This is a genomic window from Cellulomonas sp. plas2, from assembly GCF_057221735.1.
On record NZ_CM170155.1, the window covers coordinates 1,292,069 to 1,310,071 of the forward strand.

Annotated in this window: 18 protein-coding genes; 14 read left to right on the forward strand and 4 right to left on the reverse strand. The window is 77.6% G+C overall.

Annotated elements, in window-relative coordinates:
* Positions 1-156 precede the first annotated feature (156 nt).
* The 3 genes from AC2TDM_RS05840 (at position 157) to AC2TDM_RS05850 (ending at position 3,267) form a co-directional block, all read left to right on the forward strand.
* Complete coding sequence (locus tag AC2TDM_RS05840) at positions 157-609, forward strand: hypothetical protein (protein ID WP_484636100.1); 453 nt, start codon at positions 157-159, stop codon at positions 607-609.
* Positions 606-1,187, forward strand: a complete 582-nt coding sequence (locus tag AC2TDM_RS05845; RefSeq protein WP_484636101.1) for a flavin reductase family protein — start codon at positions 606-608, stop codon at positions 1,185-1,187. Before AC2TDM_RS05840 ends, AC2TDM_RS05845 begins: the two co-directional genes overlap by 4 nt.
* A 121-nt stretch (positions 1,188-1,308) precedes the next feature.
* A complete protein-coding gene (locus tag AC2TDM_RS05850; protein WP_484636102.1) occupies positions 1,309-3,267 on the forward strand; it encodes a VanW family protein in 1,959 nt (652 codons plus the stop codon).
* Here the strand turns inward: AC2TDM_RS05850 and AC2TDM_RS05855 are convergent.
* On the reverse strand, positions 3,240-3,539 hold the full coding sequence (locus tag AC2TDM_RS05855) for a putative acetyltransferase (RefSeq protein ID WP_239078749.1): 300 nt from the start codon (positions 3,537-3,539) through the stop codon (positions 3,240-3,242). The genes AC2TDM_RS05850 and AC2TDM_RS05855 overlap by 28 nt on opposite strands.
* Before the next feature lie 156 nt (positions 3,540-3,695).
* On the opposite strand from AC2TDM_RS05855, the gene fdxA reads away from it, so the two are divergent.
* The 3 genes from fdxA to AC2TDM_RS05870 all read left to right on the forward strand — a co-directional run bounded on the left by fdxA (position 3,696) and on the right by AC2TDM_RS05870 (position 6,694).
* Entirely contained in the window at positions 3,696-4,022 is a 327-nt protein-coding gene (fdxA, locus tag AC2TDM_RS05860) for a ferredoxin (protein WP_090033544.1), read from the forward strand.
* A gap of 13 nt (positions 4,023-4,035) precedes the next feature.
* Entirely contained in the window at positions 4,036-5,199 is a 1,164-nt protein-coding gene (dapC, locus tag AC2TDM_RS05865; RefSeq protein ID WP_484636103.1) for a succinyldiaminopimelate transaminase, read from the forward strand.
* Between the two features lie 196 nt (positions 5,200-5,395).
* On the forward strand, positions 5,396-6,694 hold the full coding sequence (locus tag AC2TDM_RS05870; RefSeq protein WP_484636104.1) for a citrate synthase: 1,299 nt from the start codon (positions 5,396-5,398) through the stop codon (positions 6,692-6,694).
* Positions 6,695-6,752: 58 nt separating this feature from the next.
* Here the strand turns inward: AC2TDM_RS05870 and AC2TDM_RS05875 are convergent, their stop codons facing one another.
* Together AC2TDM_RS05875 and dapD are read right to left on the reverse strand one after the other, a co-directional pair.
* Positions 6,753-7,652 carry a hypothetical protein gene (locus AC2TDM_RS05875; RefSeq protein ID WP_484636394.1) on the reverse strand — a complete coding sequence of 300 codons (900 nt, stop codon included), beginning with the start codon at positions 7,650-7,652 and terminating at the stop codon, positions 6,753-6,755.
* A 149-nt stretch (positions 7,653-7,801) separates the two neighbouring features.
* Complete coding sequence (gene dapD / locus AC2TDM_RS05880) at positions 7,802-8,806, reverse strand: 2,3,4,5-tetrahydropyridine-2,6-dicarboxylate N-succinyltransferase (RefSeq protein WP_484636395.1); 1,005 nt, start codon at positions 8,804-8,806, stop codon at positions 7,802-7,804.
* A 63-nt stretch (positions 8,807-8,869) separates the two neighbouring features.
* Between dapD and dapE the strand changes: the two genes are divergently transcribed.
* The 6 genes from dapE to AC2TDM_RS05910 all read left to right on the forward strand — a co-directional run bounded on the left by dapE (position 8,870) and on the right by AC2TDM_RS05910 (position 15,175).
* Complete coding sequence (gene dapE / locus AC2TDM_RS05885; RefSeq protein WP_484636105.1) at positions 8,870-10,018, forward strand: succinyl-diaminopimelate desuccinylase; 1,149 nt, start codon at positions 8,870-8,872, stop codon at positions 10,016-10,018.
* A 67-nt stretch (positions 10,019-10,085) separates the two neighbouring features.
* Entirely contained in the window at positions 10,086-10,940 is an 855-nt protein-coding gene (locus AC2TDM_RS05890; RefSeq protein ID WP_090033657.1) for an LOG family protein, read from the forward strand.
* A gap of 34 nt (positions 10,941-10,974) precedes the next feature.
* Entirely contained in the window at positions 10,975-11,946 is a 972-nt protein-coding gene (gene folP, locus AC2TDM_RS05895) for a dihydropteroate synthase (protein ID WP_484636106.1), read from the forward strand.
* Positions 11,943-13,142, forward strand: a complete 1,200-nt coding sequence (locus AC2TDM_RS05900; RefSeq protein WP_484636107.1) for a hypothetical protein — start codon at positions 11,943-11,945, stop codon at positions 13,140-13,142. Before folP ends, AC2TDM_RS05900 begins: the two co-directional genes overlap by 4 nt.
* 199 nt (positions 13,143-13,341) lie before the next feature.
* Positions 13,342-13,509, forward strand: coding sequence for a DUF3117 domain-containing protein (locus tag AC2TDM_RS05905; protein ID WP_090033554.1), 168 nt, complete (start codon positions 13,342-13,344; stop codon positions 13,507-13,509).
* 13 nt (positions 13,510-13,522) lie between these two features.
* On the forward strand, positions 13,523-15,175 hold the full coding sequence (locus AC2TDM_RS05910; RefSeq protein WP_484636108.1) for a leucyl aminopeptidase family protein: 1,653 nt from the start codon (positions 13,523-13,525) through the stop codon (positions 15,173-15,175).
* Between the two features lie 33 nt (positions 15,176-15,208).
* Here the strand turns inward: AC2TDM_RS05910 and AC2TDM_RS05915 are convergent, their stop codons facing one another.
* Positions 15,209-15,841 carry an O-methyltransferase gene (locus tag AC2TDM_RS05915; protein ID WP_090033660.1) on the reverse strand — a complete coding sequence of 211 codons (633 nt, stop codon included), beginning with the start codon at positions 15,839-15,841 and terminating at the stop codon, positions 15,209-15,211.
* A 176-nt stretch (positions 15,842-16,017) separates the two neighbouring features.
* Here AC2TDM_RS05915 and sigE point away from each other — a divergent pair, with 176 nt between their 5' ends.
* Together sigE and AC2TDM_RS05925 are read left to right on the forward strand one after the other, a co-directional pair.
* Complete coding sequence (sigE, locus tag AC2TDM_RS05920; protein WP_484636109.1) at positions 16,018-16,647, forward strand: RNA polymerase sigma factor SigE; 630 nt, start codon at positions 16,018-16,020, stop codon at positions 16,645-16,647.
* Positions 16,644-17,693, forward strand: coding sequence for a zf-HC2 domain-containing protein (locus tag AC2TDM_RS05925; RefSeq protein ID WP_090033558.1), 1,050 nt, complete (start codon positions 16,644-16,646; stop codon positions 17,691-17,693). The genes sigE and AC2TDM_RS05925 overlap by 4 nt, the downstream gene beginning before the upstream one ends.
* Positions 17,694-18,003: the final 310 nt, after the last annotated feature.

Consider the following 18,003-nt stretch of genomic DNA (forward strand, 5'->3'; position numbering starts at 1 on the left):
CCTCGCGCTCCCTCCGGGAGGCGCCGCCGGCAGCCGGCGCGCGCACGTGCCGCCCGGCCGGGTGGCTCCCGGCTCCTGCGCGCGGCCCCTGGCCCCATCACAGCCCGACGAGGACGCGCCCGCCACCGGGCAGGGGCGGGGACTAGCCTGCACGCCGTGACCGGACCCCTGCCGCCGCTGCGCCGCGTGCTCGGCACCCTCGCGCTCGGCGTGCTCGTCGGCGTCGTCGGCTCCGCCGTGCACCGGGTGTCCTGGCCGGTGTCCTGGCCCGTCTCGTGGCCGTCGGGCCTCGTCGGCGCGCTCGCCCTCGTCGTGTCCGCCGGCGTCCTGGCGCGGTCGCTGGCCGGGGGAGCGGGCCTGCTCGGGACGGGCGCCGCCATGCTGGCGGTGAACGTGCTGCTCGCGCAGGAGGGGCCGGGTGGGGACGTCCTCATGCCCGCCGGCGACGAACGCGGCGTCCTCTGGCTGGCGGGCTCGGTCCTGCTGCTCGTGCCCGTGGCGTTCCTGCCGCGGTCGTGGTTCGACGACACGCCGCGCCCCCCGCACGACGCCGCGCCGGCGCCGGACGCACCGCCCGGGCTGCCGTCCGGGCCGGGGGATCCGGCGTGACCGAGCGGGTCCCGGTGCCGGACCCGGTGCCGGACCCGGTGCCGGACCCGGTGCCGGACCTTGTGCCGGACCCGGTGCCGGCGGTCCCCGCGCCGGTGGAGGCGGCGCTGCTGCGCGCCGCGGCGGCCCGGCTCCCGGGCGGCGTCGTCGTCGTGACGGTGCGCTGGCGGGGGCACGACCAGGCGATGACGGCGACGTCGGTGGTGTCGGCCTCCCTGGAGCCGCCGCTGCTGCTGCTCTGCGTGCACGCCGACAGCCGCTTGCGCGAGGCGCTCGACGACGTGCCGGGCTGGGCCGTGACGGTGCTCGACGACGAGGCGGCGCCGCAGGCGGACTGGCTGTCCTCGCCGGGGCGCCCCGCGGTGGACCAGCTCGCCCGCGTGCCGCACCACCGCGCGCCCTGGTCCGGCGCCGCGTGGCTCGACGCCGGCGCGGCCTGGTTCGACCTGCGGACGGTCGCGGTCCACCCGGCCGGCGACCACGACGTCGTGCTGGGGGAGGTGGTCGCCGTCCGGGAGGCCGACCCGGCGCGCGGCGGCCTCGTGCACCTGCGGGGACGGCTGCGGCCCGTGCGCTGACGGCGTCCGCGCCCCCGACCGGCTGAGGCGTGGCGGCCCGCGGAGCCGCCGTGCCGCCGCGGCTGGGTACGATCGCGGACGCGCGGCCCCCGGGGGCGGGCGCCGCGACAGGAGGCCGACGATGCAGGACCGCACGCAGCACCCGACGACGGACGGCGCGTCCACGGACGGCCACGGCGTCGACCCTGCCGCCGGGCCTGCCGTCGCCTCCTCCGGCACCCCGTCCGGCACGCACCCGTCCTGGCGGCCCACCGGCTCCGCGGACCCGGGGGAGGGCGCGCACCCGCTGTTCGACCGCGTGCCGGGCGAGGCACCGGCGCCGTCCCCGCTCGATGCCTTCGAGCCCGAGCGGCCGCCGCGCCGTGGTCGCCGTGCCCTCGTCGCCGTCGGCGTGCCCGTGCTGCTGCTCGGCGCCTACGCCGGCGCCTCCTGGGCGCTGGCCGACCGGGTGCCGCGCGGCGCGAGCGTCGCGGGCGTCGCCATCGGCGGGCTCGGCGCCGACGAGGCGGTGCGGGCGCTCGAGGACGGCCTCGCCGACCGTGCGGCCGAGCCGGTCGCCGTCACCGCGCAGGACGTGCGGGCCCAGGTCCAGCCCGCCGAGGCGGGGCTGACGCTCGACGCGCGGGCCACGGTCGACGCGCTGACCGGCTTCGACCTCCTGCAGCCCGCGCACCTGTGGTACCAGCTCGTCGGCGTCGGTGCGCGCGAGCCGGTGACCACGGTCGACGAGGACCGGCTGGAGGCGGCCGTCGAGGCGCTCGAGGGGCCGCTGGCGCTCGCGCCCGTGGACGGGGCGGTGCTGTTCGTCGACGGCGCCCCGGAGCGCACCGACGCGGCGGAGGGCTGGTCCCTCGACGCGGCCGGTGCGCGCGAGGTGCTCGTCGCGGACTGGCTGGACGCCGCGCAGCCGCTGCCGCTGCCGACGGAGGTCGTCGAGCCCGCGGTGGACGACGAGGCGGCGCAGGCCGCGCTCGTGGAGGTCGCCGAGCCCCTGGTCTCCGCGCCCGTGTCCGTGCAGGTCCGCGACCGGCTCGCGGTGCTCGAGCCGGCGACGCTGGCAGCCGCGGCCCGGATGGTGCCCCAGGACGGCGGGCTCGTGCTCGACCTCGACGGCGCCGCCCTGGCCGACGCGGTCCTGGCGCAGGTGCCCGACCTGCTCACCCCGGCCGCGGACGCGCGCTTCGAGTTCGTCGACGACCGGCCGGTCGTCGTGCCGGGGACGCCCGGCACGAGCCTGGACGCCGAGGCGCTGGCGGCGGCGGTGACGGCGGCCAGCACCGCCGAGGAGCGGACCGCCGCGGTCGAGCTCGTCGAGACCGACCCGGAGCAGTCCGCGCAGGAGCTCGAGGCGTTGGGCGTGACGCAGGTCGTCTCCGAGTTCGCGACACCGCTGACCAGCGAGCCGCGCCGCACGGTCAACATCACCAACGGCGCCGCCAAGATCAACGGCACGCTCGTCCGCCCGGGCGAGGAGTTCTCGCTCACGGAGGCGCTGGGGCCGATCGACGCCGCGCACGGCTACGTGGAGGCCGGCGCCATCGTCTCCGGCGAGCACACCGACGCCTGGGGCGGCGGGCTGTCCCAGGTGTCCACCACGACGTTCAACGCCGCCTACCTGGCCGGCATGGTCGACGTCGAGCACACGCCCCACAGCGAGTGGTTCTCCCGCTACCCGGCCGGTCGCGAGGCGACGATCTTCACGGGCGTGCTCGACATGCGGTGGGCCAACGACACGCCCCACGGCGCGCTCGTGCAGGCCTGGGTGTCCGACGGGCAGATGCACGTGCGCCTCTGGGGGACCCCGTACTGGACGGTGGAGACCTCGACGAGCGGGCGCTCGCGCGTCGTGCAGCCGACGACGGTCTACTCCCAGTCGCCGACGTGCGAGCCCCAGTCCGCGGGCAACCCCGGCTTCACCATCACCGTGACGCGCACGAAGAGCGCGCAGGGCGTCGAACCGCAGACCGAGCAGGAGACCTGGACCTACAAGCCGCAGAACCAGGTCGTGTGCGGCCCCGACCCGGCCGACGCCCCGCCGCCGGCGGACGAGGGTCAGCCGCCGGCCCAGGGCGGCGACTGACCCGACGGACCGTCGCCGCCCGCCGCCCGGGGCGCACGCCGGGCCGGGGGCGGCGGCACGGTCTTCGCGAGCACGACGTCGGCCGCCGGCACGTCCACGTCGCCGTGCCGCGTGCGGATGCGCAGCCCCGCGGCGTCCGACGTGAGCACGTCGCCCAGCACGTCGGTGAGCCGCGGCTCGCCCGGTGCCGCCTCGGGCCGCACGCGGCGCACGACGACCCGCGTCCCCGGCGCCCACGCGCGCCAGGCGGGCACCCCGTCACCACCGCCCACGCCTGCCCCCGTCCGTCCCACCTCCCGGCCGCGTGCTGCGGCGCCGGGCAGGTGGGGGATACTAGGCGGACCCGCTGGTGGCGGGCGTCCTGCCGGCCCGGCGCGCTGCGCCGGCCCTGATCGACCTGCTGCACCGACCCCGTGGAGGGACGACCCGTGACGTACGTGATCGCCGAGCCCTGCGTCGACGTCAAGGACAAGGCGTGCATCGACGAGTGCCCCGTCGACTGCATCTACGAGGGCAGCCGCTCCCTGTACATCCACCCGGACGAGTGCGTGGACTGCGGCGCGTGCGAGCCGGTCTGCCCCGTCGAGGCCATCTACTACGAGGACGACGTCCCCGAGCAGTGGAGCCAGTTCTACACCGCCAACGTCGAGTTCTTCTCCGACCTGGGCTCCCCGGGCGGCGCGGCCAAGATGGGCCGCATCGAGAAGGACCACCCGATCATCGCCACCCTGCCGCTGCAGGTCCACGGCGACTGAGCCGGACCGCCTCGTGGGCCTGGTCACCGGGACCCTGCCCGACTTCCCGTGGGACCGGCTGACGCCGTACAAGGAGCGGGCGGCCGCGCACGCCGACGGCCTCGTCGACCTGTCCGTCGGCACGCCCGTCGACCCGACGCCCGCGCTCGTGCGCGAGGCGCTCGTGGCCGCGGCCGACTCCCCGGGCTACCCGACGACGGCCGGCACGCCCGCGCTGCGGCAGGCCGTCGTCGACTGGTTCGCCCGGCGGCGCGGCGTGCCGGGGCTCGACCCCGCCGGCGTGCTGCCGACGGTGGGCTCCAAGGAGCTCGTCGCCCTGCTGCCCGCCCTCCTCGGGCTGGGCGCCGGGGACGTGGTGCTGCACCCGGTCACGGCGTACCCGACCTACGACGTGGGGGCGCGCCTGGCCGGGGCGACGCCCGAGCCGGTGGACGCGGTCGTCGAGCGCCTGACGGACGGGCCCGACGACGTGCGGCTGGTGTGGCTCAACACGCCCGGCAACCCCGACGGCGCGGTGCTGGGCGTCGAGGCGCTGGCGGCGGTCGTGGCGGCGGCCCGCGCGGCCACCGCCCGCACCGGGCGTCCCGTGGTGGTCGCCTCCGACGAGTGCTACGCCGAGCTGCCGTGGGACGAGCCGTGGGCCGGCGAGGGCGTCCCGTCGCTGCTCGACCCGCGCGTGACGGGCGGCGACGTGTCGGGGCTGCTCGTCGCCTACTCCCTGTCCAAGCAGTCCAACCTCGCCGGCTACCGGGCCGCGTTCCTCGCGGGGGACCCGGGGCTCGTCGGGCCGCTGCTCGAGGTGCGCAAGCACGCGGGCTTCCTCGTGCCGGGGCCGGTGCAGGCGGCGACGACGGTCGCGCTCGGGGACGACGCGCACGTGGCCGAGCAGCGCGAGCGCTACCGCCGCCGGCGCGCGGTCCTGCGGGCGGCCGTCGAGGACGCGGGCTACGTCGTCACGCGGTCGCACGCCGGGCTGTACCTGTGGGTGCGGCCGCAGGCGGGCCCCGACGGCGTCGTCCCGGGGTCCTGGGACACCGTCGCGGCCCTCGCCGACCGGGGCGTGCTCGTCGCCCCGGGGGAGTTCTACGGCCCCGCCGGGGCGGGCTACGTCCGCATGGCGCTCACCGCGACCGACGACGCCGTCGACCGGGCCGCCGCGCGCCTGCGTGCGGGGTGACGCCGCAGGTCGTGAGGGACCTCACAGGCGCGGCAGGGGGTCGGGCGGGGTTCGCCGACGGCCGCCCGCGGCGGGTACCGTCGACCCGCGCACGACCACAGGACCACGAGACCTCGTGGACCGGTGCCGCGCCACGACCGCGCGAGGAGGCCGTCGGGCACGGGGCACCGCTCAGGGGGCCGAGAGAGGAACACCGATGACCGAGGTCACCACCTCGCCCGTCCAGCTCGTGGTGGACGGCACGCCGCACGACCTGCCCGTCGTGCGCGCGTCGGAGGGCAACGACGGCCTCGTCGTCGCCAGCCTGCTGAAGGACACGGGCATGGTGACCGTGGACCCGGGGTTCATGAACACCGCGTCCTGCGAGTCGCAAATCACCTACATCGACGGCGAGGCCGGCGTCCTGCGCTACCGGGGCTACCCCATCGAGCAGCTCGCGGAGCAGTCCTCCTTCCTCGAGGTCGCCTACCTGCTCATCCACGGCGAGCTGCCCTCGCCCGCGGACCTGACCGCCTTCGAGGACCGGGTCAACCGGCACACCCTCGTGCACGAGGACTTCCGCACGTTCATGGGGACGTTCCCGCGCAACGCGCACCCCATGGCCGTCATGGCCTCGGCGATCAACGCGCTGGCGACGTTCTACCCGGAGTCGCTGTCCTTCGACGACCCCGAGGAGGTCGAGCTCGCGACGGTCCTCATCCTCGCCAAGACGCGCACCATCACGTCCTACGTGCACCGGTCCTCCAAGGGGGAGCCGCTGCTCTACCCGGACTACAGCCGCGGGTACGTCGAGGACTTCCTGCGCATGACCTTCGCGGCGCCCTACCAGCAGTACGACCCGGACCCGCGCGTCGTCGCGGCGCTGGACAAGCTGCTCATCCTCCACGCGGACCACGAGCAGAACTGCTCGACCTCGACCGTGCGGATCGTGGGCTCCTCCCACGCCAACCTCTACGCCTCGGTGGCGGCGGGCATCAACGCGCTGTCCGGTCCCCTGCACGGCGGCGCCAACGAGGCCGTGCTGAAGATGCTGGCCGAGATCCAGGCCAACGGCGGCGACGCGACGGCGTTCATGACGCGCGTGAAGAACAAGGAGCCGGGCGTCCGGCTCATGGGCTTCGGCCACCGGGTCTACAAGAACTACGACCCGCGCGCCGCCATCGTCAAGCAGTCCGCCGACGACGTGCTCTCCGCTCTCGGTGCCGGCAACGAGCTGCTCGACATCGCGCGCGGCCTGGAGGAGATCGCGCTGCACGACGAGTACTTCGTCTCGCGCAAGCTCTACCCGAACGTCGACTTCTACACGGGCCTCATCTACAAGGCGATGGGCTTCGACGAGTCGATGTTCACGCCGCTGTTCGCGCTGGGGCGCATGCCCGGCTGGATCGCGCAGTGGCGCGAGATGATGACCGACCCGCAGACGAAGATCGGCCGGCCGCGCCAGGTGTACACGGGCGCGACCGAGCGCGACTACGTGCCGGGCGACCGTCGCTGACCCGCCGGTGACGCGGCCGGGCGCACGGGCGCCCCGGCCGCCGTCGCAGGCCTGAGGGTCAGGGCGTGGCGGCGAACCCGACGACGGCCGTCCCGGGTGCCGGGGCCGCCGCGTCGGTCGGCGTCGTCGTCGCCCAGCCCGGCGTCCCGCGCTCCCAGCGGGCGGTCGCGGTCTCGACGCTCGTCGCGCCCGTCGCCCACGCCGTCGCGACCGCCCACTGCGCCGCCGCCCAGCCGCCGCGCGACGGGTCGTCCGGCGTGCGGGCCGCCAGGTCGAGCACGACCCGGGGGCTGCCGTCCGCCGCCGCGCCGGTCGAGACGGCGGCGCCGAGGTCCTGGGCGGCGCGCGCCCCGAGCGCCGCCGCGCGGTCGGCGGCCGTGGGCGCCGGGGTGCCCGCGGCACCGTCCACCGCGTGCAGGTCGCAGGTGAGGACGGCGGGGGACCAGCCCGTCAGGGCCGAGGCCCAGGCCCGGGACCGCACCTCGTGCTGGGCGTACGCGTCCGGGAACGCCGAACGCTGCACCGCCTGCGCCGCCACGGTGACCGGCAGGTCGGCCCAGCCCTCGACCCCGACGAGGGCGTCGTAGAACCGGCCCGTCGCGTGCACGCGGTCCTGCACCTGCTCGGCGGTGCCCCACCCCTGCGACGGCCGCTGCTGGAACAGCCCCAAGGAGTCCCGGTCGCCGTACGTGACGTTGACGAGACCCGACTCCTGCAGCGTCGTGGCCAGCGCGATCGTCGCCGCCCGAGCGGGCAGGTCGCGCGCGACCGCCGCACCCGCGACGAGGGCGGCGTTGTCGGCCTGCTCGGGGGTCAGGTGCCAGTCCGTGCCGTCGAGCGTCGCCGAGCACCGCTCCGCGGCGAGGCCCGGCGCTCCCCGGTCGAGGAACGCCAGCACGGCGGCCACCGCGCCGGTGCCCAGCGCCCCGAGGGCGACGAGCACGACGAGCGCGCGCAGCAGGCGGGCCGCGGGCCCGGGGCCCCGGCCGGCACCACGACCGCCGCCGGACCCGGCGCCGGACCCGGCGCCGGACCCGGCGCCCGACCCGGTCCTCGGCCGCGGCGGGCGCGGCGGCCGCGCCGGCCCGGCCGGACGGCCCGGCACGCTCAGTTCGCGTGCAGGGCCGCGTTGAGCTCGACGCCCACGCCCTCGCGCGGCACCGCCTCGACCCCGCCGGTGAGGGAGTTGCGCCGGAACAGCAGCCCGTCGGCACCGGCCAGCTCGCGCGCCCGCACCACGCGGGGGGCGGCCTCGTCGCCCGGCCGGGGGAGCAGCGTCACCTTGGCGCCGGCCGTCAGGTACAGCCCCGCCTCGACCACGCAGTCGTCGCCCAGCGGGATGCCGAGCCCGGCGTTGGCCCCCAGCAGCGTCCGGCGGCCGATCGACACGACGTGCTTCCCGCCCCCGGACAGCGTGCCCATGATCGAGGCGCCGCCCCCGACGTCCGACCCGTCGCCGACGACGACGCCCGCGGAGATGCGCCCCTCGACCATGGAGGTGCCCGTCGTGCCGGCGTTGTAGTTGACGAAGCCCTCGTGCATGACGGTCGTGCCCGGCGCGAGGTGCGCCCCCAGCCGCACGCGTGACGCGTCGGCCACGCGCACGCCGGCGGGGACGACGTAGTCCGTCATCCGCGGGAACTTGTCGACGCCGTGCACCGTCGGCGCCACCCCCGTCGCGGCGCGCACGCGCAGCCGCACGTCCTCGAACCCGTCGACGGCGCACGGCCCGCGGTCGGTCCACACCACCGTCGGCAGCACCCCGAAGATCCTTTCGAGCGCGAGCCCGTGGGGCGCGACCAGCCGGTGCGACAGCAGGTGCAGGCGCAGGTAGGCGTCCGCGGTCGTCGCCGGGGGCGCGGCAAGGTCCAGCACCGTCGTCACGACGGCCACCCGCACGCCGCGCAGGTCGTCCTCGCGCTCCGCGGCCGTCAGGCCCTCCGGCACGGGGACGGGGTCCGGGGCCGCCTCGCCCGGCGCCCCGAGCACCGGCTCCGGGTACCAGACGTCCAGCACCGTGCCGTCGGCCGCGTGGGTGGCGAGCCCGGCCGCCCAGGCGAGGGTCGGTCCGGTCGGGTCGTCGGGGGTGGTGCCGCTGACGGCCTCGCTCATCGGCACGCTCCTGGCCTCGCTCATGGGGGAAGGGTACGCAGCGGCCCGGTTAGGGTCGCCGCCATGACGTCCTCCGAGACACCCCCGCCGTCCGACGCGCCGCGCCCCGTCGTGGACCTGCCCGTCGGGCCGGGGCCGGACGGCACGCCGGACCTCGTCGCGCTGACGGCGGCGCTGTGCGACCTGCGGTCGGTCAGCGGCGAGGAGACGGCGCTCGCCGACGCCGTCGAGGCGGCCCTGCGGCGGGCCCCGCACCTGGAGGTGCTGCGCGACGGGGACGCGGTCGTCGCCCGCACGCACCTCGGCCGGGGCGAGCGCGTCGTCGTCGCCGGTCACATCGACACGGTGCCGGTCAACGCCAACCTGCCGACGCGCCTCGTCGTCGAGGACGGCGTCGAGGTGCTGCGGGGGCGCGGGACGGTCGACATGAAGGGCGGCGTCGCGGTCGCGCTGGCGCTCGCGGTCGAGCTCGACGCGCCCGTGCGGGACGTCACGTGGGTCTTCTACGACCACGAGGAGGTCGACTGGGCGCTCAACGGGCTGGGGCGCGTGGCGCGGCACCACCCGGACTGGCTCGCGGCGGACTTCGCGGTGCTCGGCGAGCCGACGGCCGCGGGCATCGAGGGCGGCTGCAACGGCACGCTGCGGGTGGAGGTGCGCGTGCGCGGCACCGCGGCGCACTCGGCGCGCGCCTGGATGGGGCGCAACGCCGTGCACGCCGCGGGGGAGGTGCTGCGGCGGCTCGAGGCGTACAGCCCGGCTCAGGTCGAGGTCGACGGTCTCGTGTACCGCGAGGGCCTCAACGCCGTCCTCGTCAGCGGCGGCGTGGCGACGAACGTCATCCCCGACCTGTGCGTCGTGACGGTGAACTACCGCTTCGCGCCGTCGCGGTCCGTCGCCGAGGCGGAGGCGCACGTGCGCGAGGTCCTCGCCGGGTTCGACGTCGTCGTCACCGACGCGGCCGCGGGCGCGCGCCCCGGCCTGGACCACCCCGCGGCCGCCGGCTTCGTCGACGCGGTGCTGGCCGTCACCGGCGGCGCCCCCGCCCCGAAGTACGGGTGGACCGACGTCGCCCGGTTCTCCGAGCTCGGCGTGCCGGCGGTGAACTTCGGCCCGGGCGACCCGTCGCTGGCCCACCACGACGACGAGCGGGTGCCCACGGCGCAGCTCCGCAGCGTGCACGAGGCGCTGCGCCGCTGGTTGACGGCCTGAGGAGCCCGCCCGGCGGGGCCGCGTGCCCGCGTCGTCGGGTCGGGCGGGCGACCCTACGCTGGCGGGCATGAGCGACGACGGCACGCCCAGCCCCGGCCGCGGGTACCGCAAGGGACCGGTGCTCCTGCGGCGCAACGAGATCCCGGCGACGACGTCCGACCAGCGCCTGCTGAGCCCCAGCCGCAGCGCCACCTGGCTGCACGACGACCCCTGGCGGGTCATGCGCATCCAGAGCGAGTTCGTCGAGGGGTTCGGCGCGCTGGCCGAGCTCGGCCCGGCCGTGTCGGTCTTCGGGTCGGCGCGCACGTCGCCCGACCACCCCGACTACGCGATGGGTCGCGCCGTCGGGCGCGGGCTGGCCGAGGCGGGCTACGCCGTGATCACCGGCGGCGGGCCGGGCGTCATGGCGGCCGCGAACCAGGGCGCCTGCGACGCGGGGGGCAAGTCGGTCGGGCTGGGCATCGAGCTGCCCTTCGAGCAGGGCCTCAACGAGTGGGTCGACCTCGGCGTCAGCTTCCGCTACTTCTTCGCGCGCAAGACGATGTTCGTCAAGTACTCGGAGGGGTTCGTCGTGCTGCCGGGCGGCTTCGGCACGCTCGACGAGCTGTTCGAGGCGCTCACGCTCGTGCAGACGCACAAGGTCACGAGCTTCCCCGTGGTGCTGCTCAACTCGGGGTACTGGCGGGGGCTGCTGGACTGGGCGCGGGAGACCCTCGTGCCGCGCGGGATGATCGCGCCGGCCGACCTCGACCTGCTGCGCCTCACCGACGACCCCGACGAGGCCGTCGACATCGTCGTGCGGCGTGGGGCCGAGCTGCGCGCGGAGGAGGCTGCGGCCCAGGCGGCGACGCAGGACGCGGTCGAGCGGTCGGAGCGCGAGACGCAGGAGGCGGGCGGCGCGTCCGCCGGCCCGGCGTCGTGAGGACGGCCGTCGGGGCGGGCGACCGAGGCGTCGCATGAGCGGTGCCCTGCCCGGAGCGCACCCGGCGCCGGGGGTCCCGGACGTCCCGCCCGCCGGGCCGCCCGTGCGCCTGGGCGGGCGGACCGTCGGGGTCGACCACCCCCTCGTCATGGCGGTGGTCAACCGCACGCCGGACTCCTTCTACGCGGCCGCGCGGCACACCGACGGGACCGTCGACGCGGCCGTCGACCGGGCCGTGGCCGAGGGCGCGGACCTCGTCGACATCGGCGGCGTGCGCGCCGGGCGGGGGCCGCGGGTCGACGTCGCGGAGGAGGTGGAGCGCGTCGTGCCCGTGCTGGCGCGGGTGCGACGGCGCCACCCGGACCTGCTGCTCAGCGTCGACACGTGGCGGGCCCCCGTGGCGCGAGCCGCCGCCGACGCCGGCGCCGACCTGCTCAACGACACCTGGGCCGGCTGGGATCCCGGCGTCGCCGAGGTCGCCGCGGAGCGCGACCTCGGCCTCGTCGTCAGCCACACCGGCGGCGCCCGCCCGCGCACCGACCCGCTGCGCGTCACGTACCCGCTCGCGGAGGGCGCGCCCGGCGACGAGGCGGCCGCCGACCCGCTGGACGGCGTGCTGCAGGACGTCCTGCGGACGCTGGCCGCGGGCGCGCGGCGGGCCGTCGACCTGGGCGTCCACCCGCGGTCGGTGCTGGTGGACCCGACGCACGACTTCGGCAAGACGACCTGGCACTCCCTGCACCTGGTCCGGCGGACGCAGGCGCTCGTCGGGCTCGGGCACCCCGTCCTCATGGCGCTGTCGCGCAAGGACTTCGTCGGGGAGTCCCTGGGGCTGCCGCCCGAGGAGCGGCTCGAGGGGACGCTGGCCGCCACCGTCCTGGCGGCGTGGTGGGGGGCGCGCGTGTTCCGCACGCACGACGTGCGGGCCACCCGTCGCGCGCTGGACATGGTGGCGGTGCTGCGCGGGGACCGGGCGCCGGAGCGGACGGTCCGGGGACTCGCATGAGGCCCGCCGCCTGGCCGTGGTGGGTCCGGGTGCTGGCCGTGTGGTCGGCGGCACGGCTCGTGTCGGCCGCGCTGCTGCTGGTGGCGGCCACCCGGCAGGAGGCGCTCGGCGCCGTGCCCGCGCAGCCCTCCTACGGCACCTTCGTCTCGCTCATGTTCGACGGGGACTGGTACCGGCGCATCGCCGAGGACGGCTACCCCTCGACCCTGCCGCGGGGCGCCGACGGGCTCGTCGTGCAGAACGCGTGGGCCTTCTACCCCCTGTTCCCCGGCCTGGTGCGCCTGCTCATGGCGGCGACCGGGGCGCCCTGGGAGGTCGCCGCGCCCGCGCTGGCGACCGTCCTCGGCGCGGCCGCGGCGCTCGTCGTGCACCGCGTCGTCGAGCGGGGGGCGCCGGCCGCCTGCGCCGCCCGGCCGGGCCTGCCGCTGGCGACCGTCGCGCTCCTCGCGGTGTTCCCCACGGCCGTGGTCACGCAGGTCGCCTACACGGAGTCGCTCGCCCTCCTGCTGGTCGCGCTGGTGCTGCTCGGGCTCGTGGGACGGCGCTACGCGCTCGTGGCGGTCGCGGTCGTCCTGCTCGGGTTCACGCGGTCCGTCGCGCTGCCGGTGGCCGCGGTCGTCGGCGTGCACGCGCTCGTGCGGCTCGTGCGGGCGCGGCGGGGGGAGGAGCCGCTGCGCCCGTCCGGCGCGGCGGGCCTCGTCGGGCTCGGCGTGCTCGCCGTCGCCTCGGGGTTCGCGTGGCCGGCGGTGACGGGCTGGGTGACCGGGGTCGAGGACGCCTACCTGCAGACGCAGGGGGCCTGGCGCGGCGTCCGGGAGGTGACGCCGTTCGGCGCGCTGGGGTACGCGACGCGGTTCTGGCTCGGCGGCTGGGCGGTGCCGGGGTTGGTGGGGGCGTTCGCGCTGCTCGGCGGCCTGCTCCTGCTGCCGGCGGCGCGGCGGCTGGCGCCGGAGCTGCGCGCGTGGCCGGCCGCCTACGTGCTGTACCTGGCGGCGGTGGTGGAACCGGGGTCGTCGACCGCGCGGTTCCTGCTGCTGGCCTTCCCCTACGCCGCCGTCGTCGCCGGTCTCGTGACGCGCCCCGCCGTCGCGCGGCGCGCCTGGCTGGCCGCGGTCGTGGTGCTGTCGCTGGTGCTGCAGGCCGTGTGGGTGCTGACGATCTGGGTGTTCACGCCGCCCGCCGACTGGCCGCCGTGACGGCCGCCCCGGTCGGTCGGGGGCCCGCGGCGCCGCGCCGCCTCACTCCTCCGGGGCGTCCCGGGCCAGGTCGCGGCCGTCGCAGGGTCCGGTGACCTAGGATCTACCCGGACATCCGGCACGCCGGCAGCCCTGACGCCCGCGCCGGGCGCCGGGGCGCGTCCCACCGCCCAGCGCACCACGCGAAGGAGACTCCCCCATGGCCGCGATGAAGCCGAGGACCGGCGACGGGCCGCTCGAGGTCACCAAGGAGGGTCGCGGCATCGTCATGCGTGTCCCGCTCGAGGGGGGCGGGCGCCTGGTCGTCGAGCTGAACGCGACGGAGGCCGCCGAGCTCGGGCAGGCCCTCACCGCCGTCGTCGGCTGACCCGGACGACGTCTTGGTCCCACCGCGCACCCGCCCGGGCAGCCCCACGGCTGCCCGGGCGCTGCCGTCCGTCCGCACCGCCGACGGCGCCGTCCCCACCACCGACCTCCTCACCGCCGCAGGGGTCGACGCGCTCGCCGTGCCCGTCGGGCCCGCGGCAGCCGGCGACGAGGAGCTGACGCCCGGCCCCGGCACGGCCGAGGCGGCCGCCCGCTACGGCATCGACCTCGCCGACGTCGCCGAGCGCGCACGTCTGACGGGGGCGGCGGGGGAGTCCTACGTCCTGCAGCTGCCGCGGCCGGTCGGGTCCCGCGCGGCCCTGCCGTGGGACGGGCTGCCGCTGCGCCTCGTCCTGCTCGGGGTCGGGGACGGGTCGGCGGGCGCCCTGCGCAGGGCCGGCGCCGCCCTGGCACGCGCCGCCCGCGGGCTCGGCACCGTGGTGAGCACGGTAGGTGCGGGCGACGAGCGCACACCCGGCGACGCCGCCGAGCGGGCGCGGGCCCTCGTCGAGGGGTACCTGCTCGCCGCGTACACCGTCCCGACGCGCTCCTCCGCCGCCCGGGTGGCCGCACGCCCCGCCGCGGCGCTGGTGCTGCTGGGTCGGGACGCCGCACGCCTGGACCCCGCGGTCGCCGCGGCGCGGACCGCCGCCACGGCCACGTGGCTCGCGCGGGACCTCGCCAACGAGCCGTCGGACGTCAAGACCCCGGCCTGGGTGGCCGACGTCGCCCGCCGCCGGGCCACCGCCGCCGGCCTCGAGGTCGAGGTGCTGACGCCGCGGGAGCTCGCCGCGCAGGGATTCGGCGGCATCCTCGCCGTCGGGCGCGGGTCGGCGTCGACGCCGCGGCTCGTGCGCGTCGCGTGGACGCCACCGGCACCGGGTGGCCCCCAGGGCGGCTCGTCGTCGGGTGCTGACGGGCACGGCGCCGTCGGGCGGCACGTCGTGCTCGTCGGGAAGGGCATCACGTTCGACACGGGCGGCATCTCGCTCAAGCCGCGCGAGTCCATGGTGCCGATGAAGACGGACATGACCGGGGCGGCGGTGGCGCTGGCCGCGGTGCTCGGCGCGGCGGAGTCCGGCGTGCCCCACCGCGTCACGGCGCTCCTGCCCCTGGCGGAGAACCACCTCGGCGGGGCGTCCTACCGGCCCGGGGACGTCGTCACGGTGTACGGCGGACGGACGATCCAGGTGGACAACACGGACGCGGAGGGGCGGGTCGTCCTCGCCGACGCCCTCGCCTACGCGGACGCCCGGCTCGAGCCGGACCTCGTCGTCGACGTCGCCACCCTCACCGGCGCGTCCACCCTCACGTTCGCCCGGACGCACGGGGCGCTCTACGCCACCGACGAGGCCCTGGCGGACGCGCTCGTGGCCGCGGGGTCCGCGGTCGGGGAGCCCGTGTGGCGGATGCCGCTGGTGGAGGACTACGCCGAGCAGATCCGCTCGGACGTCGCCGACGTGCGGCAGACCGCGCAGGACCGGTCGTTCGGCGCAGGGGCCGTGGTCGCCGCGCTCATCCTGCGCACGTTCACCGGCGGGCGCGCCTGGGCGCACCTGGACATCGCCGGCCCGGCGCGCGCGACCGCGGACAGCCACGAGACGACCGCCGGCGCGACGGGCTGGGGCGCGCGGCTCCTGCTGCGGTTCCTCACCGACCTGCGCTGAGGCGTCCTGGTCCGTGCGACCTGCGACCTGCCGTCAGCGGCGCGCGGCCAGCAGCAGGCCGTCGCCGCTGGTGACCAGCGCGGGGACGAGCCGCTCGTCGGCCAGGACCGAGCGCACCACCTCGCGCATCGTCGTCGTGGCGGGGTCCCGGCGCGCCGGGTCGGCGACACGGTCCCCCCACAGCGCGTCGTCGACGGCCAGCACGCCACCCGGCCTGAGCAGCCGCACGGCCTGCTCCACGTGGTCGGGGGTGCCCTCGGGGTCGGCGTCGACGAGCACGAGGTCGTAGGCCGCGTCCGTCAGGCGCGGCAGGACGTCCTGGGCGCGGCCGCTGATCATGCGCGTGCGCGCCGGCCGGATCCCGGCCTCGCCGAACGCGGCGCGGGCGGCCCGCTGGTGCTCCACCTCGACGTCGATGCTGGTCAGCACCCCGTCCTCGGGCATCCCGCGCAGCAGGTAGAGCGAGGCGACCCCTGTGCCCGTGCCGACCTCGACGACGGCGCGCGCCCGGGACGCCGCGGCGAGCAGCCGCAGGACGGCTCCCGCGCCGGGCAGCACCGCCTGGCAGCCGAGCTGGGCGGCGCGCTCGCGCGCCCGTCGCAGCACGTCGTCCTCGACGACCGCGTCCTCGCAGTACGCCCAGCTGAGGGCCTTGTCGGCGGAGATGGCGGCCTCCCGGCGGTGGTGGGTGCGGTGCGCCCTGAGCGTACCCGGCACGCCCGGGTCGAGCCCGCGGCGGCGACCTGGGAGACTGACGACCCGGCCCCGCGCCGGGATGCGTGCGGCACCGTGCCGCGCGCGCGAGGACCGGCGCCGCGGGCGCCGGAGAGGGAGCAGCCTCGATGCCCACGCCGTCCACCCCGGCGGCCGCCGACTGGCAGGCCCCGAGCTGGGAGGACATCGTCCGGGAGCACTCCGCCCGGGTCTACCGCCTGGCCTACCGGCTCACCGGCAACCGGCACGACGCCGAGGACCTCACGCAGGAGACGTTCGTCCGCGTGTTCCGCTCGCTGTCGAGCTACAGCCCCGGCACCTTCGAGGGCTGGCTGCACCGCATCACCACCAACCTCTTCCTCGACGGCGCACGCCGCCGCCGCCGCATCCGGATGGACGGCCTGGGCGACGACGCGGAGCGCTGGGCGAGCGCCGACCGGCTCACCGGTCCCGAGCACGCGTGGGAGCACGGCAACCTCGACCACGACGTCCAGCGCGCGCTCGACGCGCTGCCGCCGGAGTACCGCGCCGCCGTGGTCCTCTGCGACATCGAGGGGCTGTCGTACGAGGAGATCGCCGTCACGCTGGGCGTGAAGATCGGCACGGTGCGGTCCCGGATCCACCGCGCCCGCGCGCGCCTGCGCATCAGCCTGGCTGACCGGGCGCCGGTGACGGTCCTGCCCACGGCCCTGCCCGTGGCCGAGGACGGGACCGGGTCGGCCGGCACGAGGTCCGACGAGGTGCGGGCGCTGCCGTGAGCCACCTGGGGTCCCGCCTGAGCGCGCTCGTCGACGGCCGCCTGCCGCCGGCGGCGCTCGAGCGCGCCCTCGCGCACGTCGCCGACTGCCCGGTCTGCGCCGCCGAGCTGCGCGCGGCCAGGGCCGCCCGCGAGGCCCTGGCGCAGGCCCGGGACGTCGAGCCGGCCCCCGACCTCACCGCTCGCCTGCTCGGTCTCGCGTGTGCCCCGCCCGCGGACCGGTCGACGGCGCTCGGTCGGAGGTCGGCCGAGGGCCCCGCACCGCGCGACCCGATCGCGGACCGGGTGGTCGGCGGTCGTCGGCTGCCCGGCCACGCCCTGCGGGGGGAGGTCGGACGCCGCGGCCGGCCCGGCCGTGCCGTGGTCGGGTCGCTGGCCGGGGCCGGCGTGCTGGCGGCCGGGCTGTTCGCGCTCGGGGCGCGGCCGCCCGTCGTGCCGTGGGACCACCCGGGGGAGGCGCTCGACCTGCTCGCGCACGTCCCGGCGGCCGGCTCGACCTCCGGCGCGCCCGGCGTCGCCGCTGGCACAGTGGCGGGGGCGGTGCCCGCCGGCACCGTCGTGCGTGCCGGTCTGGGCCTACCGGCCGGCGGGACCAGCGGTGCGACGAGCGGTGCGACGACGGACCTCGCGACGTCGACCGCCTGGCTCCGCGCGCACGACTGGTCCGTGCCGGCCGAGCTGCCCGAGGGCTGGGCCGTCGCCGGCTGGCGCTGGTCGGGTGCGTCCGACGAGGTGCTCGTCGTCGACCTCGTCGGCCCCGGCGGGGCGACGGCCGTGCTCGTCGAGCAGCAGGGCGTGCTCGACCTGGCCGCGCTGACCGGCGTCGCGCAGGAGGACCTGGGCGGGCGTCCGGTGCACGTGCTGACCGACGAGCCGCTGCACGCGGTGTGGCAGTCGGGGGACTGCGTCGTGCAGCTCGTGGCCCCCTCGGCGGACGTGGCGGCCGAGCTCGTCGCGGCGGTGCCGGCGCGCGCCTTCGACGACGGCGTCGCCGCGCGGCTGACGCGTGGGTGGAGCACGGTGACCGCCGTGCTGGACGCACCGTGACGGACCCCGTGCCCGACGTCGGGCCCGACGAGGCGCGCGACGACAGGCGCGACCCCCTCGCCGGGCAGCCCACGCCGCCGACCCCGCTCTTCGCGGCACCGCACGTGCCGCGGCGCGCGACCGGCCCGACGCCCACGGGTCCGACCACGCCGTCCGCGTCCACCCCGACCCCGGCTCCGATCCCGACCGGTACGACCGCCGACGGCCCGACGGGTCCGGGGCGCGCTGCCCTGCAGCCGCCGGCGCGGACGCCCGACGACCCGCCGTCCGGTCGGGCGTCGGTGGCGGGCCTCGCGGGTCACCCGTGGGC